Genomic DNA, 23535 nt, shown 5'->3' on the forward strand with positions numbered 1-23535 from the left:
TGAATTTACACTGCGTTTTCAGGATGATCAGGTTTTATGCTGATTCTGATAAATCTTTTAGATATTGAAATAGTAAGCGGAATGATTTTGGCGGTTTATTCGCTTCTTTTTCTTTTTTCGCATTACGGATAAGTGTGCGTAATTGTTGGCGATCAGCCATTGGATAAAGCGCAACGACTTCTTCAATCACTTCATTGCCACCTTCAACAAGGCGAATTCGCAGATCTTCAAGTTTATGTAACACTAAGATCTGTTGATTGTGGCGGTTTTTGAGTTTATCAAGCGCTTGACGGATCGGATCTTCGTCTACATTGCGCAGTAGTTTTCCAATATATTGAATTTGGCGGCGGCGTGCTTCACGCTGTACTTTTTGTGCTAATTGAATAGAGGCTAATAATTTCTCATCTAATGGCACACGTTCTAATTCTTGTGCACTTAATTCAACTAATTCAGTACCCAGTTTTTTGAGTGCTTCAGCATCACGTTTAATTTCGCTTTTGCTGACCCAGATGATTTCGTCCTCTTCTTCCTCTTCTGACGAGGTATCGTCAAATTCAGGATTGAGGTAATGCCACTCTTCAGGCTGCTTTGCCATAATAAAAATTCCTGTTGCAGAGTAAGCCGGGAGTGTGATTTGGTGAATGACCAAAAGCCCGACGGGTGATAACATTCATATATCTTCTATTGTAACTGGGAAAATCGCTTGTTGACCACCTGTCAATTGATTTACTTTGCTAAAAATAAGTAAAAAGTGGTGTTCTCCTTAGGAAAAATGGTTCTCAATGAATAATTCAGATCAGGTAAAACAGCTTGAAGACGCCGTCTCTCTCGCATTAGAGCTGGCTGCAAAACAGTGTGATGGTGCTGAAGTCGCTATTAATAAATCGACGGGTATTAGTGTAAGTACGCGTTATGGTGAAGTTGAAAATGTTGAATTTAACAGTGATGGCGCTTTAGGCATCACTGTTTATCAACAACAACGCAAAGGTAGTGCATCTTCAACAGATTTAAGTCCTGATGCGATTAAGCGAGCTGTACAAGCTGCTGTGGATATTGCACGCTACACTTCAGTTGACCCATATGCAGGGCCTGCTGATCAAGAGCTATTAGCGTTTGATGCACCTTTCCTTGATCTTTACCATCCTACCGAAGTCACAGCAGATAAAGCGATTGAATTAGCATCGAGAGCAGAAAAAGCCGCTTTAGATAGCGATAGCCGTATTATCAACACCGAGGGTGGCAGTTTTAATAGTCACAGTGGAACCCGTGTATTTGGTAATAGCCTTGGCTTATTAAAAAGCTATTCATCTTCACGCTATTCGATGTCGAGTTGTGTTATTGCTCGTGATGGTGAAGATATGGAGCGCGACTATGCTTACACTATTAGTCGTCGCTTTGATGATCTAGAATCACCTGAATGGGTTGGTCAAGAGTGCGCTCGCCGTACTTTATCTCGCCTTGCACCTCGTAAACTACCAACCATGAAAGCCCCCGTTATTTTTGCGGCAGATGTGGCGACAGGTATTTTTGGTCATTTGGTTGCAGCAATCAGTGGTAGCATGATTTATCGTGAATCATCTTGTTTACTCGATAGCTTAGGTAAGCAAATTTTCCCTCAGTGGTTAAATATTCAAGAGCGTCCTCACTTAATGAGAGGTTTGGCATCAACACCGTTTGATAGTGAAGGTGTGCGTACCACAGATGCTGAAATTATCAAAGATGGCGTATTACAAGAGTGGTTGTTAACCACATATTCAGCAAGAAAGCTGGGCTTAAAGAGTAATGGTCACGCTGGTGGTATTCATAACTGGTATATCCCTGGGCAAGGTTTATCGTTTGATGCACTGTTAAAAGAGATGGGAACAGGTCTTGTTGTTACGGAATTGATGGGACAAGGTGTCAGTACAGTAACAGGTGATTACTCTCGTGGTGCGAGCGGTTTTTGGGTTGAGAATGGCGAAATTCAATATCCTGTAAGCGAAGTGACTATTGCAGGTAACTTAAAAGATATGTGGGCAAATATTGCCACGATGGGTGATGATATTGAGACGCGCAGTAATGTTCAGTGTGGATCGTTGTTGTTACCAGAAATGAGCATTGCAGGTGAGTAAATTTTAGATACTCATCACAACCTTTAATCTCAGCCCGCAATGGGCTGAGATATCGCGTTTATCAGTGTGCTTTTCAAACGATAAGATAAAAATAAGACGCGAACCTTCAGCTCTGCTTAACGGTGTAATTCACCCGCAGCTTCCGGTTGGTATAGAATTTCTAATACTTTAACCTTGGTTTCAAGGCCATTAGGCAGCTTCCAACTAATTTCATCATCAATGGCTAAACCCAATAGCGCAGCACCCATTGGTGCCATGACGGAGAGTTCAGTAGTGCTGTCTTTTAATGAAGCGGGATACACTAAAGTACGAGTGCGCTCTTCATTATTTTTTAAGTCCATAAAACGGACTTTGCTGTTCATTGTGACAATATTAGCAGGGATATCAGCTGGTGTAACAATGTCAGCACGATCTAATTCTTCATTCAATGCTTCAGCAATCGGACTATCTGCAAATGCCGGTTGTTCAAGTAATGAATCTAAACGTTCTGCATCAAGTTCGTTGATGATAATTGTTGGCTTTGTCATACCACACTCCAATTTATTCCAATGCAAAACAACACCCCCACGGGTGAGGTGGGGGTGTTGTTAAACTCATATAAGAGATAATAGGCGGTTCTGTATAAAAAAGAAAGAGACAGTGATCACAGTCTCTTTCGGGTTATTTAGTTAAGAAATGCTAATCTATTGTTTTCTATTGCGATTATTCTTCATCAAACCCCGATTCAAATAATGCGATAATAGCATCAATAGCTTCATTTTCATCACTACCAGTAACTTCTATATCAATTTGACTGCCTTGCTCTGAATCTAACATTAGCATAGCAATCACACTATCCGCTTGTGCTTCAACCCCTTCGTTGTTGCGTAAAATGACGGTTGATTGAAATGTTTTTACTAAATCAAACAACTTCATTGCAGGTCTTGCATGCATACCGAGTCGATTTTTAATCGCAACTTGTCGATATTGGGTCATTTGCGTTTTTCTAGTGTTCTGTGGCGTGATTGTACGTTTTTCCCTCTAGAGCGGAAATAATCTGCGAGTTGCTCAGCAACATAAACAGAACGGTGTTTACCTCCCGTACAACCAATCGCAACCGTTAAATAACTACGGTTATTGGTTTCTAACATCGGCAACCAAAGTTCAAGATAGCTTCTAGTTTGATAAATAAAGTTATGAACTTCGGTGTGTCTATCTAAAAATGCTGCGACAGGGCGATCTAGACCTGTCATTGGACGCAGTTTAGGATCCCAATGTGGATTTGGTAAGAATCGCACATCAAAAACATAATCCGCATCAATAGGAATACCATGCTTAAAGCCAAAGGATTCAAAAACCATCGTTAGCTCACGTTCACGCTTGCCTAATAAGCGAGTACGCAGCATTTCTGCAAGCTCATGAACTGACATTTCAGAGGTGTCAATGATGAGATCAGCTCGTGATCGTAATGGCTCAAGCAGATCACTCTCTGTATCAATCGCCATTTCTAATGAAAGATTTTTAGTTGAGAGAGGGTGCAGACGTCGTGTATCACTATAACGACGAATTAAGGTATTTCTATCTGCGTCTAAAAATAAGAGTTGTGGAGAATATTCAGCGGGTAAACTTTCCAGCGCTTTTTCGAAGATCTCCGGCGACTCTGGCATATTTCGGACATCAATACTGACTGCGGCAGCAGAAGCATCACGTTCAGCCAGTGTTTTTGCGAGCTCAGGTAAAAGATCAACAGGTAAGTTATCAACACAATAAAATCCCATGTCTTCAAGCGCACGCAAAGCGACCGACTTACCTGAACCAGAGCGTCCGCTGACTATCATCAGCACCATGAGGTAGCTCCCCTATAATTTCCCAGTGATGAATATCATTCCACTGTATGCTATTCGCGTCCTACTAAACCCGTAGGGGTTATTCAGTGATAATCTGATAAAGCTCTTCATCACTTTGTGCGGAGCGTAGTCGGCGACATAAATTTTTGTCTGCCAACTGTTTTGCAATCAAAGACAGTGTGTGTAAATGTTCCTTACATTGTGTTGCAGGAACGAGTAATGCGAACAACAAGTCGACAGGTTGATTATCAATAGCGTCGAAGGCAATAGGTTCGCTTAGGTGAAGAAACACGCCAACTACTTTTTCTGTTTCATCACTTTCAATACGTCCATGAGGGATAGCCAAGCCACCCCCAATCCCTGTTGTACCGACTTTTTCACGCGTCAATAAGGCTTCAAATATCAGTGTTTCGGGTAAATTAAGTGCTTTTGCTGCATTTTCACTGATAATTTCTAACGCGCGCTTTTTACTCGTGCAATGTACATCATTATGCGTACATGCCAGAGAAAGTACGTCGCTAATATTCATCTTTGTATCGTTGTTCATTGTCTTATTCACTTAGACCAGCAAACCAGATGCCACAAAGTGACATCTGGTTTTTCGTTACTGATATTGATTAGGCGTTGGTTTAAACCGAGTCATAAACAACGCAGTAACTTCGCCGATTGTATCTCCATTTCACAATGGGAAATGAATTAATGTTGTCTCAGTTTATCTTTGTGTTTGGTTAATTGACGAGCCAGTTTATCCATTAATCCATCAATTGCTGCGTACATATCTTCTGCTTCTGCAGAGGCATGCAATTCACCGCCATTAACTTGAATGGTCGCTTCCGCGATTTTATTAACTTTCTCGACTTTCAGGATAACCTGAACGTTATTAATTTTGTCAAAGAACTGAGGTAATTTCGCGCTTTTTGCTTTGACGGTATCACGCAGAGCATCGGTTAATTCAATATTATGACCAGTGATTTGAAGTTCCATAGTGTCTTCCTTCTCAATTATGCTCAAACCAACTCTTTGCGTTGATTTGAAGGCGGGATGGATAATGACTCTCTATACTTCGCAACAGTACGTCGAGCAACTTGTATTCCAAGTTCTGCGAGCATATCAGCCAGTTTACTATCACTAAGTGGTTTCGCTGGATTTTCTGCTGCGATTAGTTTCTTCACTAAAGCCCTGATTGCTGTTGAAGAGGCTTCGCCTCCGCTATCAGTATTCACATGGCTAGAGAAAAAATACTTCAATTCGAAAATTCCTCTCGGGCAATGCAAAAATTTTTGCGTTGTCACGCGAGAAATGGTGGATTCGTGCATTTCAACCTGTTCAGCAATATCGGCTAACACTAGGGGTTTCATATGCTCTTCACCCAATTCGAAAAATGCCTGCTGTGTGTCAACAATGCAATGAGCGACTTTTAATAATGTCTCATTACGGCTTTCTAAACTTTTTATCAGCCATTTGGCTTCTTGTAAATTGTCACGAATAAATTTTCCATCGCTTTCATTTTGAGTCGATTGACCCAAAGCTGCATAAGTCTCATTTATTCGTAGGCGAGGAATGCTATCTGTATTTAACTCAACTTGCCAGCGTTCACCTGATTTTTTTACCAGTATATCTGGAATAACATACTCTGACTCGCCTGTATCAATACTTAATCCGGGCTTAGGATCAAGAGACTGGATCATCTCAATAACAGATTTTAGTGTCTCTTCGCGTAACTTCGTTTGACGCATCAATTGACGAAAATCACGGTTACCTAGCAACTCTAAATATTGGCTAATAACTAACTGCGTTTCTTTAAGATAGGGTGTTTCTGTTGAAAAAGCGGATAGCTGAATCAAAAGACACTCTTTTAAATCACGAGCAGCAACACCAATAGGATCAAAGCGTTGAATACGTTTTAATACGGCTTCGACTTCATCAAGCTCTAATTCATCATCGCCCATTCCAGAAAGGATGTCATCTGTTGTGACCGTTAAATATCCTGTTTCATCAACAGCATCGATAATACTTATCGCAATCGCTCTGTCTGTTTCTGAAAATGGAGTGAGATCAGCCTGCCATGTTAGGTAATCTTGCAATGAGGCAGTTGTTTCACCTTGATACAATGGAAGCTCATCATCAGTATAGTCATTACTGGTGCCAGAAGGCGTGCCTGCGGTGTAGATCTCTTCCCATTGAGTATCCAAAGGGAGATCATCAGGCATCTCTTTTTGCTCTAAAGCATCCAGCGTGTCGAACTCTTCAACTCCGTTTTCAGTTGTTGTTTCTGTTGTAGAGTCTGACTGATTCTCTGTATGAGAGGTCTCATCTGAAACGGGATCTTGTTGATCGTCGTCTTGTTCTAGAAGTGGATTAGACTCAAGCGCTTGCTGAATTTCTTGTTGTAATTCAAGCGTCGAAAGTTGCAACAAACGAATAGCCTGTTGTAGCTGTGGCGTCATTGCCAGTTGCTGACTAAGACGAAGTTGCAGACTTTGTTTCATAATAATGCGATGAGTCCTTTGCTGTTGTCATCCATGACAGAGTAAAAGTGAATCAAAGATTACAGGCGGAAGCCTTCACCTAAGTAAACACGTTTAACTTGCTCATTTTCAAGAATTTCTTCTGGTGAACCATGAGCGATAAGGTGACCTTGGCTGACGATATAAGCACGTTCACACACATCTAATGTTTCACGAACGTTATGGTCAGTAATCAGTACACCTAATCCATAATCACGTAGATGCTGGATAATTTTTTTAATATCTAATACCGAAATAGGGTCAACACCCGCAAAAGGTTCATCTAATAAAATGAATTTAGGGTTTGCTGCCAATGCCCGCGCGATTTCAACGCGGCGGCGTTCACCCCCTGATAATGATTGCCCTAAGCTGTTACGTAAGTGGCTGACATTAAACTCTTCTAGCAGTTCTTCTGCTCGATCTTTTCGTTCTTCAGGCGTTAAATCATGGCGGATTTCTAAGATCCCCATAATGTTGTCATAAACGCTTAAGCGTCTAAAAATAGACGCCTCTTGAGGAAGATAGCCAATGCCTTTACGTGCTCGTTCATGTAATGGTAACAGCGTAATGTCTTCATCATCAATTGTGATACTACCTGCATCACGAGCGACAATGCCAACAACCATATAGAATGTGGTTGTTTTACCTGCACCATTTGGTCCAAGTAAGCCGACAATCTCACCTGAATTAACGTTCAGGCTTACATCACCGACAACGGTGCGCCCTTTGTATGCTTTCGCTAAATTTTCAGCTTTTAACAGCGCCATAAAGTGTTACTTACCTTTGTTGTTAACACCAGGGCCTTTCTCTTGCAACTGGGAAGGCAGTAAAACAGTAGTTACTTGTTTACCTTTACCGCTAAAAGCTTCCATTTGCTGAGTTGGGACGAGATAAGTGATCTTATCACCGGTGATATTACTGTCTAATTGTTCAAGATAGGCTTTACCCGTTAAGGTCATTAACTCTTTATCCATTTCATAGGTCATTTTCTCGCCACGACCTTTGATAGGTTTACCATCATCTTGTAACTGATAAAAAGTCACTGGGTTACCAAAAGCTTCTATGACGATCCTTTTGGAGTCACCACCTGGGCGTGTGACAACAACTTTATCAGCACGAATATCGATAGATCCTTGTTTGATCACAACATTTTGTGTAAAGGTTGTGACGTTTTTTTCTAGATCAAGCGACTGTTTCTCTGAGTTCACAACAATAGGTTGTTGTGTGTCATCTTTAAGCGCCATCACAGGTACACTTATCGCTAAAAGTGTACCGATAATCAGTGTATTACGGATTTTTTGATTCATTAGGGATCTCATAATAGGTGTTTACCTTTTCAATCAGCTCTGCACGTTTCTCGCGCAGATTGCCTCGCATTTTTAAGCCGACTGATTTCAGTCCGACGCCGATAATAGTCACTTCATCATCAGAGGAAACATCCTGTGTATCTAAATTTGCGATAGCGTTGTCTGTGCTTATTCTCTGTAGTTGAGAATCATCGGTTAAGCTATCAATTTGAACATCGCCATAAAGATAGAGCATTTTACTGTTTGTCAGCTTGGCTTTATTCGCGCGTACTGTCCATGTTGCATCCCCTGTCGGTGAATAGGTAGTTAAGACAGGGTTAGTAAACCATGTAAACTTCTGTTGAGCATAATTTTTGACATCATCAGCAACAAGTTTATATCCGAGTATACCCGTTGGCTCGTAAACAAAAGATATCGATGATTTGGATTGATAAGTTGGCTGACCATCATCAACAATCTCACCATCACCGAATTCAGTGTTATTAGTGTAGTTCCAGCCAATCAGCGCAAGGGCGATAATGGCAAGAATTAAGGTAAACCAGGATTTTAATTTATTCATTCTGTATCGTTATACGTTAAATCGAAAGACCTTTAGCTTCTTCAAGCCGACCTTGCGCTAAAAGGATTAAATCACACAACTCTCGTACTGCACCACGCCCTCCCGCAATGCGGGTTACATAATTAGCATGAGGTGTAAGTAATGGATGAGCATCAGCCACGGCAACGGAAAGTCCTACTTTTTCCATTACAGGTAAATCAATCAGGTCGTCACCAATATAGGCTGTTTGTTCAGGTTTAAGGTTTAGTGTATCTAACAGTTGTTGATACGCCAAAAGCTTATTATGCTGACCTTGGTAAAGATATGTAATGCCAAGGGTCTTAGCACGACCTTCTAACAGTTTAGACTGACGACCTGTAATGATAGCAACCTCAATGCCGGATGTAAGCAAACAACGGATGCCATACCCATCACGGACATTAAAAGCTTTTAATTCTTCGCCATTATTGCCCATGTAAATGAGTCCGTCTGACATCACACCATCAACATCACAAATCAGCAATTGGATTTTTTCTGCTTTTTTGATGATTTGTTCGCTTACTGCACCATAACAAGTTTCTATCATTGTATTCATTTTTATCCTTCGAACGTTATGACTATCTTATACAACACCAGCCTGTAATAAATCATGCATATGCAAAACACCTAACAGGATATCACTATCTTGTTCCGTCACTAATAGCGAGGTGATATGTTTTGCTTGCATTAAATTCAGTGCTTCAACCGCTAAACAATCTGGGCGAATACGAATACCGCCTCTTGTCATCACATCTGAGATTTTGGCATTATTTAGATCTATCCCTAAATCAAATATTCTTCGTAAGTCACCGTCAGTAAATATACCGTTGATCAGCATACTATCATCGCAAATGACGGTCATTCCTAATTTTTTACGGGTTATCTCGACAAGAGCTTCACGTAAAGTGGCATCTTTGGTGACGCGCGGAATATCTGCCTCTTTATTCATTAAATCACTGACATGAAGGAGTAATTTACGACCTAGTGCACCACCAGGATGAGAAAGCGCAAAATCTTCAGCGGTAAAACCACGGGCACGTAAAAGTGCGATCGCTAGCGCATCCCCCATGACTAAGGTTGCCGTTGTACTGGTTGTTGGGGCAAGCCCTAAAGGACAGGCTTCTTTAGGTACTTTGATACAAAGATGAATATCAGACGCTTTCCCCATTGTACTTTGAGGAGTGCGTGTCATACAAATCAGTGTTATCTGTTTACGTTTCAGTACTGGAATAAGCGCAAGGATCTCGCTGGCTTCCCCTGAGTTTGAAATCGCTAGAACGATATCTTTTTCTGTCACCATTCCTAAGTCACCGTGGCTGGCTTCACCAGGATGAACAAAGAAAGAAGGTGTTCCTGTACTGGCGAATGTTGCAGCAATTTTATGCCCAATATGGCCTGATTTACCCATACCCATCACAATCACTCGACCTTGGCAGTGAAAAATTTTTTCACAGGCAAGCGTAAAATCATCGTTGATATATTGTTCTAGTTCAGCTAACCCATCACGCTCAATATGAAGGACTTTTTTACCCGCTTGCTGAAAATCAAACTCGGTCATTTTTTTGTACCATTTATTTTAGGTTAAGAGAGAATGTGCGACGCACAACACCGTAATATAAACAATAAAGCAAACTAACAAGAATATCCCTTTTCCTCGATTAAGACGCTGTTTGCGCCCTAATGAAAAGAGAGAAAACAGTAAACTGGCGACACCAAGTACAGCAAAACTAAAATAAAATGTATTGATATTAAATGTGCTTGGTGAGAGTAATGCTGGCATGCCCAAGACAAAAGTTAGATTGAAAATATTAGCACCTATAATATTCCCTAATGCTAACTCATTCTCGCGTCTTAGTGCTGCCACAATGGTTGTTGCTAACTCAGGTAGGCTTGTTCCAATAGATAGCAAGGTTAAACCAACAAAAAATCCACTAAGATGATACTGTTGCATTAAAATAAAGACATTATCTAATATCATTTGGGTCGCAACTGGAATAATCAGTAAAGCAATAACGACCCAAAAAAGTGCAACAGAATTACGGGGATTTGTCTGTAATTCAAAACGGGTTAAGGTTTCTAAAGGTAATACGTGGCGCTCTTGTGTTAGTGTTTTATGCATTGTTTTTATCATTAGAAAAATGGATGCAAAACCAATAAAAAAGAGCAGTGAGCCTTCTCTAAGCCCTAAGTTTCCGCTAGAAACAATAATGCCAACGAGCATGATGACTATAATCATTAAGGGAAGCTCTTTTTTTAGCACTGCGGACTGAATGTTCATGGGGTAAATCATCGCGCCAATACCTGCGATGAGGAGAAGGTTGGTGAGTGTCGAGCCAATGGCTGTCCCGATAGCGATATCAGGCAAATTATGAACTGCGGCATCAGTTGAAACAAAAAGCTCAGGCAGTGAAGTACCAGTACCTACAATTAAGATACCGATAACGGCTGGCGGAATTTTTAACGATTGCGCAAAAACGCTCGCACCATAAACTAATCGGTCTGATGCATAAACAAGTAACATCAACCCAAAAATTAAAAGAGACAAAGTAATCAACATGCCATCAGTTTTCCAACAATGAGCGAATAAAGAAAAAACCAATAAGACAGGGCTGATAAAAAAACATATTGTCAAAAGGTTTTGCTAATTAACCATATTTTGACTAGCCAAGCACGAAAAGTAAAATTAACCGTGCAATAAATTGCTAAATAGTGGTGATTTCTTTGTAACATGGCGAATGACCTGCCAAAATAGCGTAAAAATTCGTTTATGCAGACAGGCTTGAGGATGTTTTATTCATGAACGCACAATCTGACAATCTAATTGAAGTGCGCAATATGAACTTCACTCGCGGTAGCAGAAAGATCTTCTCTGAGATCAATCTTGTTGTACCGAGAGGGAAAGTGACTGCGATTATGGGCCCTTCAGGGATTGGTAAAACAACCTTGTTACGTCTAATGGGAGGACAAATCCTTCCAGATAGTGGTGAAATTTGGTTTGATGGCGACAATATTCCTGCGCTATCACGTTCTGCGTTGTATCAGGCAAGAAAAAAAATGAGTATGCTTTTTCAATCAGGCGCACTGTTCACAGACATGAATGTGTTTGAAAATGTGGCGTTTCCACTAAGAGAGCATACAAATTTACCTGAAGCATTGATCCGTACAACGGTGATGATGAAACTTGAAGCCGTGGGATTACGTGGTGCGGCAAGTTTAATGCCTTCTGAATTATCAGGAGGAATGGCGAGAAGGGCGGCATTAGCAAGAGCTATCGCGCTTGATCCTGAATTGATTATGTTTGATGAGCCTTTTGTTGGGCAAGATCCTATCACAATGGGTGTGCTGGTTAAGCTAATTGATGAGTTAAATCATGCGCTTGGTGTGACTTGTGTTGTGGTTTCCCATGATGTACCCGAAGTGTTGAGTATCGCAGATTACGCCTATATTGTTGCGGAGCAGAAAGTGATTGCTCAAGGCAGTGCACAAGAATTACAGGATAATCCAGATAGGCAAGTAAGGCAGTTTTTAGATGGTATTGCTGATGGCCCTGTGCCTTTCCGTTTTCCTGCGGGAGATTATCAGGACGACCTATTAGGACGAGGAAATTAGTACGTGGTAAATTTATTATCTCGCATTGGCACTAGAGCATTAGCGATTTTTGCAACCTTCGGGAGAGCTGGCATTATGCTCTTTCGAGCATTAGTCGGTAAGCCCGAATTTCGTAAACAGTGGCCTCTGTTAATGAAGCAACTGTATAACGTTGGTGTTCAATCCTTATTAATTATCATGGTGTCTGGGCTGTTTATTGGCATGGTGTTGGGATTACAAGGCTATCTTGTTTTAACCACTTTTAGTGCTGAAGCTAGTCTTGGCATGATGGTCGCACTCTCATTGTTAAGAGAATTAGGTCCTGTGGTGACTGCATTATTATTTGCAGGTCGAGCAGGTTCAGCCTTAACCGCTGAAATCGGCTTAATGAAAGCCACAGAACAAATTTCTAGTTTAGAAATGATGGCAGTCGATCCTTTAAGACGTGTCGTTGCCCCTCGCTTTTGGGCGGGGCTTATTAGTATGCCATTACTTTCACTTATTTTTGTTGCCATCGGTATTTGGGGCGGTGCAATTGTGGGGGTGGATTGGAAAGGGATCGATGAAGGCTTTTTCTGGGCATCTATGCAGGGTGCCGTTGAATGGCGACTCGATTTAGTGAACTGCTTTATTAAAAGTGTCGTTTTTGCCATTACCGTCACTTGGATAGCGCTCTTTAACGGGTATGACGCAATCCCAACATCAGAAGGGATTAGCAGAGCAACAACACGTACTGTTGTTCATTCATCGTTAGCCGTATTGGGTTTAGATTTTGTGCTAACAGCACTGATGTTTGGGAACTAAGTCATGCAAAGTAAAAAAATTGAAGTTTGGGTTGGTCTATTTGTTCTGATTGCGTTAGCTGCTGTGATTTTCTTATGTCTTAAAGTCGCTGATATTAAAGAAATGGGTAACCAACCGACTTATCGCGTTTATGCCAGCTTCGGTAATATTGGTGGGTTAAAAGAGCGCTCTCCAGTTAAGATTGGTGGTGTGGTGATTGGTCGTGTTTCTTCTATCACCTTAAAAGAAGAAGATGAAGGAAACTATCGCCCTGAAGTCGCGCTCGATATTCTGAGCATTTATGACCACATTCCAGAAAGTAGCTCACTGTCTATTCGTACATCTGGTTTATTAGGTGAGCAGTTCCTTGCATTGAATTTAGGTTTTTATGATGAAGCGTTAGATTCTACTCTGTTAAAAGACGGGGGACGGATCACAAACACTAATTCAGCAATGGTGCTAGAAGATCTTATTGGTCAATTCCTTTATAAAACGGGTGATGGTGATGATTCAGCTAAATCTGAATCTAAACCAACAGAAGAACACTCTGCATTACCTTAATCATGAATTCCTATACGATGCACTTATACATTTAGCTAGATTTAGCGTAATAAATGCATCGTATTATTGAAACCCTATTTGAGGAGAAGCGAACGTATGTTTAAACGCTTATTGATGGTCGCACTATTAGTGATAACGCCTTTTGCTATGGCGGTAGATAAAACCAATCCTTACGCATTGATGGAAGATGCGGCACAAAAGACCTTTAGTAAATTAAAAAATGAACAGCCTGAAATTCGTAAAAATCCTGAACTTTTACGTCAAATTGTTCAGCAAGAATTACTGCCTTATGTACATATTAAATATGCAGGTGCATTAGTGTTAGGCCCACATTATCGTAATGCAACACCAGCGCAACGTGATGCTTATTTCACTGCATTTGAAGCGTATCTTGCTCAAGTCTATGGTCAAGCATTAGCCATGTATGAAGGTCAAGAATACCGTATTGAGCCAGCAAAACCTTTCGCAGATAAGTCAACGCTAACTATTCGCGTCACCATTATCGATACAAATGGCCGCCCACCTGTTCGCCTTGATTTCCAATGGCGTAAAAACAGTAAAACAGGTGAATGGCAAGCTTATGATATGATTGCTGAAGGTGTAAGCATGATCACAACAAAACAGAATGAGTGGTCAGATATTTTAAATTCTAAAGGTGTTGATGGTTTAACAAAACAGTTAGAAATCAGTGCTAAAACACCAATCACACTGGATGAGAAAAAATAACATGTCAGCTTCGTTAAATTGGGAAAAAAAGGAGGGTGTCCTCTATTTCCAAGGAACGCTAGATCGTGAAACGTTATTGCCTGCTTGGCAGCAGCGTAAAGCATTATTAGCTGATATTAATATCATTGATATTTCTGCCTTAGGACATATTGATTCAACAGGGTTGGCACTTTTTGTTCACTTAAAAGCAGAAATGGAAGAGCAAAATCGTCAATTTATTATTCAAGGTGTAAGTGAGCGTTTTCAAACATTAATTACACTCTATGATCTTGATGAAATTATGAATATTGCCTAATACAGATTTTTGAGTAAAGGTATTAAAAAGCCCCCTTCGTGATACTTTTATCATTAAGGGGGTTTTTGATGGTTTAAGAGTAGAGCGGATTCCATTAGGATAGACGACTGATTATTATTTTAACGTTGAGATTGAGCAATTATGGATACAAATGAAATCAAACAAGTATTAATGGACAGCCTGTCGTTAGATGAAGTCATCGTCAATGGTGATGGTAGTCATTTTCAAGTTGTCGTTGTTGGCGCAATGTTTGAGGGAATGAGCAGAGTAAAACAACAACAAACCATTTATGCCCCTTTGATGGAATATATCGCAGATAACCGTATTCACGCTTTGTCTATTAAAGCCTACACACCTGAAGAGTGGAAGAGAGATCGTAAACTTAACGGGCTTTAATCCAGTAGGTATACAGCGTACAGCAAAATAAAAAGAGAGTTCTACAGATGGATAAATTTAGAGTACAAGGACCAACCTGTTTATCAGGTGAGGTCACTATTTCAGGCGCAAAAAATGCCGCACTACCAATCCTGTTCGCTGCGATCCTTGCCGAAGAGCCAGTAGAATTAACCAATGTTCCTAAATTAAAAGATATCGATACAACGATTAAGTTACTTAATCGCTTGGGAACTAATGTTGAACGTAATGGCTCTGTTTTTGTTGATGCTCGTAACATTAATGAATTTTGCGCTCCTTACGAGTTAGTAAAAACCATGCGTGCTTCTATTTGGGCTTTAGGTCCGCTGGTGGCTCGTTTTGGTCAAGGTCAGGTTTCTTTACCGGGTGGCTGTGCCATTGGTGCTCGTCCTGTTGATCTTCATATCACAGGTTTAGAGCAATTAGGCGCTGAAATTACACTGGATGAAGGTTATGTGAAAGCACGTGTTGATGGGCGTTTAAAAGGCGCACATATTGTCATGGATAAAGTGAGCGTGGGCGCCACTATCACTATTATGACGGCTGCGGTATTAGCTGAAGGCAAAACCATCATTGAGAATGCGGCAAGAGAGCCTGAAATTGAAGATGCCGCAAACTTCCTCAATACATTAGGTGCCAAAATTAGTGGTGCAGGTACAGACAGCATTACTATTGAAGGTGTAGAACGCCTTGGTGGCGGTACTTATCAAATTCTACCTGATCGTATTGAAACAGGGACTTTCTTAGTTGCTGCTGCTATTTCGCGTGGTCGCGTTGTTTGTCGTAATGCAAAACCTGATACGTTAGATGCTGTGTTAGCAAAATTACGTGAAGCTGGTGCAGATATTGAAGTGGGTGAAGATTGGATAAGCCTTGATATGCATGGTAAACGCCCTAAAGCGGTAACATTGCGTACTGCGCCACATCCGGGTTTTCCAACCGATATGCAAGCACAATTTAGCCTTTTAAATTTAGTTGCTGAAGGCGCGGGCATGATCACTGAAACTATTTTTGAAAATCGTTTTATGCACATTCCTGAGCTTATCCGTATGGGCGCTCACGCTGAAATTGAAAGCAATACTGTGTTATGCCACGGTGTTGAAAAACTGTCAGGCGCACAAGTGATGGCAACCGATTTACGTGCTTCTGCAAGTCTAGTACTTGCAGGCTGTATTGCTGAAGGCACAACCATTGTTGATCGTATTTATCATATCGACCGTGGTTATGAAAATATTGAAGCCAAATTACAAGGATTAGGGGCAAAAATAGAACGTTTGCGCTCTAATGACTAATTTATTTTAGTTATCCTTTTTTAGCGATTTAAAACCATAGTGCATTGTTGTGCTATGGTTTTTTTTACGCATTATTTCAATAGGGCTCTCAATAGAATAGGATAATTCATAAGGCATTTCTTGCGTGACAAGATACAGTAAGAAAATAGACCTGTTTTAGAGAAATCTCTATGAGCTAAAAGGAAGGGACATATATGCAGGTAACAAGGAAACAAGAGCGCCTAGTTCGCCAAGCACTGGATGAATGGCAACAATCTGGTGCAATCTCGACACAAGAATATCAACAATTAGGAAGTACGTTGCATCGTATTCCTTTTGATTGGAAAAGATTAAGTCGCTACGCATTTTGGATAGCAATGGTCTGTTTGATTATTGCCGCTGGGAGTATCTTTAGCGATAGCGCATTAGTCTATTATTTAATTGAGATTTTTAGTGTTTCTGAAATTATGCGAGTTATCTCTCCTGCACTTATTGCTTCTGCGCTCTATTTATGGGGATTTAAACGTCAGCGAAAAGAGACACAGTGGCATTACAGTACTGAGTTTATTCTCTTTTTAGGTGTGATGTTTACGGCTATTTTCCTTTGGCAACTGGGAGAATTACTGGATACAGGAAGTGGTCATATTGCTCCTCTCTTTCTAATCGGTTGTGTTATTTATGGTGCAATTGGATTTATCAGTCGTTCCTCGTTGGTGTGGTTATTCTTCTTATTGATGTTAGGAAATTGGTTTGGTGCTGAAACTGGCTATATGTCAGGATGGGGCGCTTATTGGTTAGGGATGAACTATCCTATCCGCTTTGTCTTCTTTGGCGCAGTATTATTAGCAAGCTGTTATTTCCTACAAAATATATTGATACACCGTCGTTTATTTACCATGACAAAAATAATGGGGCTGACTTATCTGTTTATTGCACTATGGATAATGTCTATTTTCGGTAATTACGATCCAGATACGTGGTATCGCACTTCAAGTGTGAATTTATTGCCTTGGGCGCTATTATTTGGTGTTGTCGCCGTTATCTGTATTTATATAAGCCTTAAAACAGATGACGGTATGTTAAGAGGATTTGGCCTAACATTCCTTGGTATCAACCTTTATACCCGATTCTTTGAATATTTCTGGGATAGTTTACACAGTGCGATTTTTTTCTTTATTTTGGCGGTTTCACTGATTTTAATTGGACGAAAAGCCGAAAAAATTTGGCATGCTGTTGAAAATAACTCAATTGCTAATAAAGAGAGTAAGAGCGAATAGTATAATTAACGATATGATAGGAGAGCTAATCCTATGGAAAAGCGAAGTTGTCATCTTCCTTTAGAAGTGAGCTGTGTTGCATGCCATTATTTTGTTTTCAAAGATAAAGAGGAGGCATTTTTTGAGATCTGCCCCGTATGTGGCTGGCAAAATGATGGTACTAAAGAAGGACAATATAGCGGTTGTAATCACAGCACATTAGAGGACTATCGTAATACCCAAAGCTTTAAAGAAAGTTGCTTACAAAGTGCAACGTTCTATATGAAATCTCCCTACTAGCCAAAAATAGGGAGATTTTTTCGTTAGTTATGATTCTGGTTGGTATTCCGAAATGGTGACATCGACATTAATTTCATTGCCATCACGCAATAATGTTACAGGTAATACCGTACCGGGGCGCGTCTCAGCAATATAATCCATCATTTCCATCGCAGAAGTCGCTGGTGCATGATTAATGCTAAGAATGATATCGCCAGTTTTTATTCCTGCTTTATCTGCTGGGCTATTTGGTGTGATACGGAAAATGCGCAACCCTTGAATTTGTTTGATGTCGGTATTTGATGAACGAATTTTAGGTAATTCTTTTGCTGTGATACCAATAAAACCACGAATAACACGACCATCACGAATAAGCTTATTCATAATTTTTACAGCAAGTTCAGTCGGAATAGCGAAGCCTAATCCTTCTGCACTAGGGCGATATCCATTATAAGTACCTGAATCAAACGTCATGGTATTAATACCCACAAGTTCGCCTTCAGTATTAATTAATGCGCCACCCGAGTTGCCTTCATTAATTGAGGCATCTGTTTGTAGAAAGTTTTGGTAGCGTGTTGGACTTAACCCAACTCGACCCGTAGCACTGATGATCCCTTGAGTAATAGTTTGTCCAATATTAAAGGGATTACCAATAGCCAGTACAACATCACCAACATGAGAAATTCGTTTACTATTAATGGGGATCGTCGGGAGTTTATCTGCATCAATCTTTAACACAGCAAGATCAGTTAATGGATCAGAGCCAACGAGTAAACCTTCATAGAGATCACCATTTTGTAACGCAACAATAATTTGATCAGCATTATTAATAACATGTTGATTTGTCAGAATATAACCACGACCATCCATAATGACGCCAGCGCCTAAAGATGTCAGCTCACGACCTTCTTGAGAAAAGCTTCCCATCGTACTGCTATAAACATTAACAACCGCAGGGGCGGCTCGTCGTACTGCTGTGTTATAGCTAAAAGGGGCATTGAGAAAATCGCCATTAAGTAGGCGTTCAATAAAAATAGGGCGAATTGAAGGAACTGCAATCAAAAGAATTGCTGCTGTGAGAAGACCAATTAGAGTTGATCGCAGTAATTTAGTTAACATAAAAATCCTGTATTTATGTCTGACTGTGAAATTATTCGCGTAGAAGGGGTGAGAATAGCATAGTTTAACTTATGAAAGCATCGCTCAACGCATAAAATCCCCTTTTAAGCCAATGACGCTCATCAAAAATAGATATAAAAAAAGCCCTATAATAGATATTACAGGGCTAAGGAAATCAATAAATTAGATAGGTGAAAGCTTACTTCTTAGCGCGGTGTATTACGTAACAGCAGATAAATTTGTTCATTGCCACGTTGAATATTCAATGCAAGAACAGGCGGTTTAGCATCAATTGCTTTGCGTAAATCGCCTAGTGATGTAATTGGCGTATTATTGATACCAATAATAAGGTCGCCTTTTTGTAAACCAGATGCAGCAGCGGCTGAATCTTTTTCGACAGAATCGACTGCAACAGCTTTCACTTGTTTATTCACATAGTTACTTAATGTTGCACCTTGTAGTGCAGGAGAGAAGTTATCTGCGCGTGTTGCATCTGCCGATTGTTTCTCTAATGTCACTTTCACATCCATTGGTTTACCTTGACGGATTAAACCAATTAGGATCTCTTTACCTGGCGGTGTTGTACCCACTTTAGCTCTTAATTCAGCAAAGCTATTGATACGTTTACCATCAACTGAAATTAAAACGTCACCCGGTTTAATGCCTGCTTTTGCAGCAGATGAATCTGGCATTACTTCGCTAACAAAAGCACCGCGTTGTGCATCAATATTAAAGGATTTCGCCAGATCAGAATTCATTTCTGTACCGCGAATACCTAATATGCCACGTTTAACTTCACCATGAGAAATCAGTTGTTGGCTAAGGTCACGCGCCATATTACTTGGGATGGCGAAGCCAATACCGATGTTGCCACCACCTGGTGCTAAAATAGCAGTGTTAATTCCGATTAACTCACCATTCAAGTTAACAAGCGCGCCACCAGAGTTACCACGGTTGATTGAAGCATCGGTCTGGATAAAGTTCTCTAAACCTTCAAGATTTAAACCGCTACGACCTAGTGCGGAAATAATACCGGATGTTGCTGTTTGGCCTAAACCAAATGGGTTACCGACTGCAACCGCAAAGTCACCAACACGTAGTTGGTCAGAATCCGCCATTTTAATTGCAGTTAAGTTGGTTGGTTTTTCAATTTGCAGTAATGCGATATCGGTTTGTGGATCGCTACCAATTAATTTTGCACTAAATTCACGGCCATCATTAATTTGCAGTTGAATTTTATCTGCGCCATCAACAACGTGGTTGTTTGTTAATACGTAGCCTTTTTGTGCATCAATAATGACGCCAGAGCCTAAGCCTTCAAAAGGGCGTACACTTTGTTGTTGTGATGGGAAATTGGGGCCAAAGAAGAATTTGAACTCTTCGGGCACTTGCTGGTTTTGTACTCGCGTTCCTGAAACGTGCACACTGACAACCGCAGGTAACACTTTTTCTAACATCGGTGCAAGGCTTGGCAGTTGTTCGCCTGATGGCATCACAGCAGGTAGTGCAGCCATACTGGTTGCTGGAATAGTAGAGAGTGAAAGTCCGACACTCATTGCTAATGCACTAAGTAATAATTTTCTTTTTTTAGTCAACATGAATTAGAGTCTCTTGATACAGTTATCAAAATAAAAGTTTTTGCTCAAAATGAGCGCGATGTCACTAAGACCTGTACTGACAAAGGAAAGTTCATTAAGACATGATGTGCTTTGCTTCCTTTTACACGGATTTACAAGACAAAAGCTATCTTTAAAACCATAGCAAATAATTGTCATTTTATGACGTTTGTTAGAAAGAAAAACGCCACAAAAAATGTGGCGTTTTTAATATTAACTGTCTTTTTTATCTGTGGGTCTGAACAATCCAGATGCTCCTTCGGAGTAATCACGAGGTGGCATTTTTATTGGAGATTGGTCATTCGCTGCTTCTGATTCGCTTAAACGGTAATTAAATGGATTTTCTTGAGCAGGCATATCAGGCATGAGCTCATTAGAGCTTTTTGCCATATGTTGATAAAGCTGACGGTAATCTCTCGCCATGTTATCTAATAGTTCAGCACTTCTAGCAAAGTGGCTGACAAGCTCATTGCGATAAGTATCAAGTTCTTCTTTTTTTGTGTCTAACTCTGCTTTGATAGCATCTTGTTGACGAAGGGTGCTGTTACCGTAACGCATTGCAAGTGCGCCGATAATAAGACCGACAACTAATCCAATCAGTGCATAAACCCAAACCATGGCAACTCCTTTTCATCTAATAGTGAGGACGATGGATTCTTATAACATCATAACCGCTAAAAGGCATGGGTGGAATAATATCCTTAAGCTTAATATAAAATTCGTGTGTTACGTTGATGTTAAAACAATTCTTAATGCTTATAATAGAGCCATTCGACAGACACAAATCAGTATGTCAGAAAATTAAGGATAAGAGGGCATTCATGACTGTTAGTACGCCGTTATCACTTTATGAAGCCGCATTGAAGCAAGGTGATTATCAACCTGATGATGTTCAGAGAAAAACGGTTCTCCATCTTCAACAGATATACCATGCATTATTAAAAGAGACTCCACCAGAAAAAAATTCGCTAACCCAACGATTATTCGGGCGAATTCGCACAAAAAAACAGATTGTTACACCAGAACGTGGTCTATATATGTGGGGCGGTGTTGGACGAGGTAAAACATGGCTCATGGATATGTTTTATCTAAGCTTGCCGACAGAACGAAAGCTTCGCTTACATTTCCATCGCTTTATGTTACGTGTTCAAGAAGAACTAAAAAACTTACAAGGCCATGAAAATCCGCTAGAAATTATTGCTGATGGATTTAAAACGCAAACTGATGTGCTCTGTTTTGATGAGTTTTTCGTTTCTGATATTACTGATGCGATGATTTTAGGTACCTTGCTTGAGGCGTTATTTGCTAGAGGTATCACATTGGTGGCGACATCAAATATTCCACCTGATGAGCTTTATCGTAACGGATTACAGCGTTCTCGTTTTTTACCTGCAATAGAGCAAATCAAACAACACTGCGATATTTTAAATGTGGATGCAGGGATTGATTATCGACTAAGAACATTAACGCAAGCGCATCTTTTTTTATCTCCACTTAATGATAAAAATCGTCAGGAGATGGATAGAATTTTCATGCACTTGGCAACCAGCGAACCGCAAGTTGATTGTACCTTAACCATTAACCATCGCCCCATGAAAGTAAGAAAAGCATCTAATGGGGTACTCGCTATTAATTTTTCAACCTTGTGTATGGAACCACGTAGTCAGCTTGATTACATTGAGCTTTCTAAGCATTACCACTCTGTTTTGTTATATGACATGGAGCAAATGGGGACATTAAATGAAGACGCTGCGCGTCGGTTTCTAGCGCTTGTTGATGAGTTTTATGAGCGTAAGGTGAAACTTATTATTAATGCAAATGTAGAAATGAACGAGATTTACCAAGGTGATTTTTTACGTTTTGAATATCAACGTTGCTTATCTCGTTTACAAGAGATGCAAAGTGAAGAATATTTAGTACAACCCCATCTCGCTTAATTTTTAATTCTTGAAGAAAGTCATCTTTCATTATGGTAGGATGACGCAGGTTAAGTTGCTTGATGTTTTTTTCTATGAAAATAGAGTGCATTAGGCAGCTTACAAGCGCTCTGGAAAGGAACAATTCTTATCTTCAGGTAGCAAGAATTTATCAGTCAAATCAGAAAAAAGTGCCAGATTCGTTTTTTTCGCTGAAATATTGAAAAAGAATTCAATTGTTTTTCAATTATGACTCGATTTTTTTTTCTGACTTCTCTATAATCTTGCGACCCCACGTTGCAGCAAGTTTTTTATTTCCCAAAAAACTCGCATTTTAGAGTCAGCAGTGCTACTCGAAGGGGTAGGTTTGCTGGACACAAGAGTCGTGTGAACCTCAATAGTATTTGAACCGAGCGTTCACCAACGTGTAACTAAACATTGGGTAATTTTCAATAATGAAAACTTTTACAGCTAAACCAGAAACCGTAAAACGCGACTGGTACGTTGTTGATGCAGACGGCAAAACTTTAGGCCGTTTAGCAACTGAAATTGCTAGCCGTTTACGCGGTAAGCACAAAGCGGAATACACTCCGCACGTTGATACTGGTGATTACATCATCGTTTTAAACGCTGAGAAAGTAGCGGTAACTGGTCATAAACGTACTGACAAAGTTTACTACCGTCATACTGGTCACGTAGGTGGTATCAAACAAGCGACTTTCGAAGAGATGATCGCCCGTAGTCCTGAGCGTGTAATCGAAATCGCGGTAAAAGGCATGCTGCCAAAAGGGCCTCTGGGTCGTGCGATGTATCGTAAACTGAAAGTTTACGCAGGATCTGAGCACAACCACGCGGCACAACAACCGCAAGTTCTGGACATTTAATCGGGATAATAGGCAATGGCTGATAATCAATACTACGGCACAGGTCGCCGCAAAAGTTCTTCCGCACGTGTCTTCATTAAGCCAGGTAGCGGTAATATCGTAATCAACAAACGTAGCCTAGAAGTTTACTTCGGCCGCGAAACAGCACGTATGGTTGTTCGTCAACCGCTGGAATTAGTTGATATGCTGGGTAAATTAGATTTATACATCACTGTTAAAGGTGGTGGTATTTCTGGTCAAGCTGGCGCGATCCGTCACGGTATCACTCGTGCACTGATGGAATATGATGAGACTCTACGTTCTGATCTGCGTAAAGCTGGTTTCGTAACCCGTGATGCGCGTTCTGTTGAACGTAAGAAAGTGGGTCTGCGTAAAGCACGTCGTCGTCCACAGTTCTCTAAACGTTAATTTGTTATCTTTTAGATATCAATTTGATGTTGAAAACCCGTCTTCACAGGCGGGTTTTTTATTTTTAACTTATTTGTGCTTATTAATAATA

The 23535-nt window shown here is 40.4% G+C and carries 29 protein-coding genes; 13 read left to right on the forward strand and 16 right to left on the reverse strand.

Annotated features, from left to right (window positions below; all coding sequences use genetic code 11):
• Nucleotides 1-34: 34 nt before the first annotated feature.
• On the reverse strand, nucleotides 35-595 hold the full coding sequence (yjgA, locus tag ABN212_RS00460) for a ribosome biogenesis factor YjgA (RefSeq protein ID WP_088495963.1): 561 nt from the start codon (nucleotides 593-595) through the stop codon (nucleotides 35-37).
• Between the two features lie 187 nt (nucleotides 596-782).
• Here yjgA and pmbA point away from each other — a divergent pair, with 187 nt between their 5' ends.
• A complete protein-coding gene (gene pmbA / locus ABN212_RS00465; protein WP_109371960.1) occupies nucleotides 783-2111 on the forward strand; it encodes a metalloprotease PmbA in 1329 nt (442 codons plus the stop codon).
• Between the two features lie 116 nt (nucleotides 2112-2227).
• On the opposite strand, the gene rnk is transcribed toward pmbA, so the two are convergent.
• The 12 genes from rnk to ABN212_RS00525 all read right to left on the reverse strand — a co-directional run bounded on the left by rnk (nucleotide 2228) and on the right by ABN212_RS00525 (nucleotide 10885).
• A complete protein-coding gene (gene rnk, locus ABN212_RS00470) occupies nucleotides 2228-2638 on the reverse strand; it encodes a nucleoside diphosphate kinase regulator (RefSeq protein ID WP_075671465.1) in 411 nt (136 codons plus the stop codon).
• Nucleotides 2639-2813: 175 nt separating this feature from the next.
• Nucleotides 2814-3086, reverse strand: coding sequence for a PTS phosphocarrier protein NPr (gene npr / locus ABN212_RS00475; protein ID WP_006535359.1), 273 nt, complete (start codon nucleotides 3084-3086; stop codon nucleotides 2814-2816).
• Entirely contained in the window at nucleotides 3083-3937 is an 855-nt protein-coding gene (rapZ, locus tag ABN212_RS00480) for an RNase adapter RapZ (RefSeq protein ID WP_023582880.1), read from the reverse strand. Before rapZ ends, npr begins: the two co-directional genes overlap by 4 nt.
• Nucleotides 3938-4016: 79 nt before the next feature.
• Nucleotides 4017-4484, reverse strand: coding sequence for a PTS IIA-like nitrogen regulatory protein PtsN (ptsN, locus tag ABN212_RS00485; RefSeq protein ID WP_023582879.1), 468 nt, complete (start codon nucleotides 4482-4484; stop codon nucleotides 4017-4019).
• A 149-nt stretch (nucleotides 4485-4633) separates the two neighbouring features.
• The gene (gene hpf, locus ABN212_RS00490) at nucleotides 4634-4921 is read right to left on the reverse strand and encodes a ribosome hibernation promoting factor (RefSeq protein ID WP_036913954.1); all 288 of its coding nucleotides are present in this window, start codon (nucleotides 4919-4921) and stop codon (nucleotides 4634-4636) included.
• Between the two features lie 23 nt (nucleotides 4922-4944).
• Nucleotides 4945-6426: an RNA polymerase factor sigma-54 gene (rpoN, locus tag ABN212_RS00495; protein WP_109371958.1), complete on the reverse strand. Its 1482-nt coding sequence runs from the start codon at nucleotides 6424-6426 to the stop codon at nucleotides 4945-4947.
• 59 nt (nucleotides 6427-6485) lie between these two features.
• A complete protein-coding gene (lptB, locus tag ABN212_RS00500) occupies nucleotides 6486-7211 on the reverse strand; it encodes an LPS export ABC transporter ATP-binding protein (RefSeq protein WP_006535352.1) in 726 nt (241 codons plus the stop codon).
• A 6-nt stretch (nucleotides 7212-7217) separates the two neighbouring features.
• Nucleotides 7218-7751 carry a lipopolysaccharide ABC transporter substrate-binding protein LptA gene (lptA, locus tag ABN212_RS00505; protein ID WP_198625948.1) on the reverse strand — a complete coding sequence of 178 codons (534 nt, stop codon included), beginning with the start codon at nucleotides 7749-7751 and terminating at the stop codon, nucleotides 7218-7220.
• Nucleotides 7732-8310, reverse strand: a complete 579-nt coding sequence (gene lptC / locus ABN212_RS00510; protein ID WP_196569980.1) for an LPS export ABC transporter periplasmic protein LptC — start codon at nucleotides 8308-8310, stop codon at nucleotides 7732-7734. The genes lptA and lptC overlap by 20 nt, the downstream gene beginning before the upstream one ends.
• 16 nt (nucleotides 8311-8326) lie before the next feature.
• On the reverse strand, nucleotides 8327-8884 hold the full coding sequence (gene kdsC / locus ABN212_RS00515; protein ID WP_198619276.1) for a 3-deoxy-manno-octulosonate-8-phosphatase KdsC: 558 nt from the start codon (nucleotides 8882-8884) through the stop codon (nucleotides 8327-8329).
• A 27-nt stretch (nucleotides 8885-8911) separates the two neighbouring features.
• Nucleotides 8912-9886 (reverse strand): arabinose-5-phosphate isomerase KdsD, encoded by a 975-nt coding sequence (gene kdsD, locus ABN212_RS00520; RefSeq protein ID WP_075671453.1) that lies wholly within the window; start codon nucleotides 9884-9886, stop codon nucleotides 8912-8914.
• Nucleotides 9887-9904: 18 nt separating this feature from the next.
• Complete coding sequence (locus tag ABN212_RS00525) at nucleotides 9905-10885, reverse strand: calcium/sodium antiporter (RefSeq protein ID WP_198619277.1); 981 nt, start codon at nucleotides 10883-10885, stop codon at nucleotides 9905-9907.
• Nucleotides 10886-11124: 239 nt separating this feature from the next.
• Here ABN212_RS00525 and mlaF point away from each other — a divergent pair, with 239 nt between their 5' ends.
• From mlaF to ABN212_RS00570, 9 genes are all read left to right on the forward strand, one after another.
• Nucleotides 11125-11937: a phospholipid ABC transporter ATP-binding protein MlaF gene (gene mlaF / locus ABN212_RS00530; RefSeq protein WP_100159974.1), complete on the forward strand. Its 813-nt coding sequence runs from the start codon at nucleotides 11125-11127 to the stop codon at nucleotides 11935-11937.
• Between the two features lie 3 nt (nucleotides 11938-11940).
• A complete protein-coding gene (gene mlaE, locus ABN212_RS00535; protein ID WP_109371950.1) occupies nucleotides 11941-12720 on the forward strand; it encodes a lipid asymmetry maintenance ABC transporter permease subunit MlaE in 780 nt (259 codons plus the stop codon).
• A gap of 3 nt (nucleotides 12721-12723) precedes the next feature.
• A complete protein-coding gene (gene mlaD / locus ABN212_RS00540) occupies nucleotides 12724-13260 on the forward strand; it encodes an outer membrane lipid asymmetry maintenance protein MlaD (protein ID WP_099074096.1) in 537 nt (178 codons plus the stop codon).
• A gap of 96 nt (nucleotides 13261-13356) precedes the next feature.
• Entirely contained in the window at nucleotides 13357-13986 is a 630-nt protein-coding gene (mlaC, locus tag ABN212_RS00545) for a phospholipid-binding protein MlaC (RefSeq protein WP_109371945.1), read from the forward strand.
• Between the two features lies 1 nt (nucleotide 13987).
• On the forward strand, nucleotides 13988-14281 hold the full coding sequence (gene mlaB / locus ABN212_RS00550; RefSeq protein ID WP_098941205.1) for a lipid asymmetry maintenance protein MlaB: 294 nt from the start codon (nucleotides 13988-13990) through the stop codon (nucleotides 14279-14281).
• Between the two features lie 141 nt (nucleotides 14282-14422).
• The gene (ibaG, locus tag ABN212_RS00555) at nucleotides 14423-14677 is read left to right on the forward strand and encodes a BolA family iron metabolism protein IbaG (RefSeq protein ID WP_006535338.1); all 255 of its coding nucleotides are present in this window, start codon (nucleotides 14423-14425) and stop codon (nucleotides 14675-14677) included.
• A gap of 47 nt (nucleotides 14678-14724) precedes the next feature.
• Nucleotides 14725-15987, forward strand: coding sequence for a UDP-N-acetylglucosamine 1-carboxyvinyltransferase (gene murA, locus ABN212_RS00560; protein WP_349442697.1), 1263 nt, complete (start codon nucleotides 14725-14727; stop codon nucleotides 15985-15987).
• A gap of 194 nt (nucleotides 15988-16181) precedes the next feature.
• Complete coding sequence (locus ABN212_RS00565) at nucleotides 16182-17243, forward strand: DUF2157 domain-containing protein (RefSeq protein ID WP_198630125.1); 1062 nt, start codon at nucleotides 16182-16184, stop codon at nucleotides 17241-17243.
• A gap of 33 nt (nucleotides 17244-17276) precedes the next feature.
• Entirely contained in the window at nucleotides 17277-17522 is a 246-nt protein-coding gene (locus tag ABN212_RS00570; protein WP_198619281.1) for a CPCC family cysteine-rich protein, read from the forward strand.
• Between the two features lie 27 nt (nucleotides 17523-17549).
• Here ABN212_RS00570 and degS read toward each other — a convergent pair whose 3' ends face one another.
• The 3 genes from degS to zapG all read right to left on the reverse strand — a co-directional run bounded on the left by degS (nucleotide 17550) and on the right by zapG (nucleotide 20854).
• A complete protein-coding gene (gene degS / locus ABN212_RS00575) occupies nucleotides 17550-18620 on the reverse strand; it encodes an outer membrane-stress sensor serine endopeptidase DegS (RefSeq protein WP_109371937.1) in 1071 nt (356 codons plus the stop codon).
• Nucleotides 18621-18826: 206 nt separating this feature from the next.
• Nucleotides 18827-20218 carry a serine endoprotease DegQ gene (degQ, locus tag ABN212_RS00580; RefSeq protein WP_109371935.1) on the reverse strand — a complete coding sequence of 464 codons (1392 nt, stop codon included), beginning with the start codon at nucleotides 20216-20218 and terminating at the stop codon, nucleotides 18827-18829.
• A 231-nt stretch (nucleotides 20219-20449) separates the two neighbouring features.
• Nucleotides 20450-20854: a Z-ring associated protein ZapG gene (gene zapG, locus ABN212_RS00585; RefSeq protein ID WP_023582864.1), complete on the reverse strand. Its 405-nt coding sequence runs from the start codon at nucleotides 20852-20854 to the stop codon at nucleotides 20450-20452.
• 203 nt (nucleotides 20855-21057) lie between these two features.
• Here zapG and zapE point away from each other — a divergent pair, with 203 nt between their 5' ends.
• From zapE to rpsI, 3 genes are all read left to right on the forward strand, one after another.
• Entirely contained in the window at nucleotides 21058-22173 is a 1116-nt protein-coding gene (zapE, locus tag ABN212_RS00590; RefSeq protein WP_198625951.1) for a cell division protein ZapE, read from the forward strand.
• A 434-nt stretch (nucleotides 22174-22607) separates the two neighbouring features.
• On the forward strand, nucleotides 22608-23036 hold the full coding sequence (gene rplM, locus ABN212_RS00595) for a 50S ribosomal protein L13 (RefSeq protein WP_006535327.1): 429 nt from the start codon (nucleotides 22608-22610) through the stop codon (nucleotides 23034-23036).
• Nucleotides 23037-23051: 15 nt separating this feature from the next.
• Nucleotides 23052-23444: a 30S ribosomal protein S9 gene (gene rpsI / locus ABN212_RS00600; RefSeq protein ID WP_004245284.1), complete on the forward strand. Its 393-nt coding sequence runs from the start codon at nucleotides 23052-23054 to the stop codon at nucleotides 23442-23444.
• Nucleotides 23445-23535 lie beyond the last annotated feature (91 nt).

The sequence above is a fragment of the Proteus genomosp. 6 genome, assembly GCF_040139785.1.
Lineage (GTDB): Bacteria > Pseudomonadota > Gammaproteobacteria > Enterobacterales > Enterobacteriaceae > Proteus.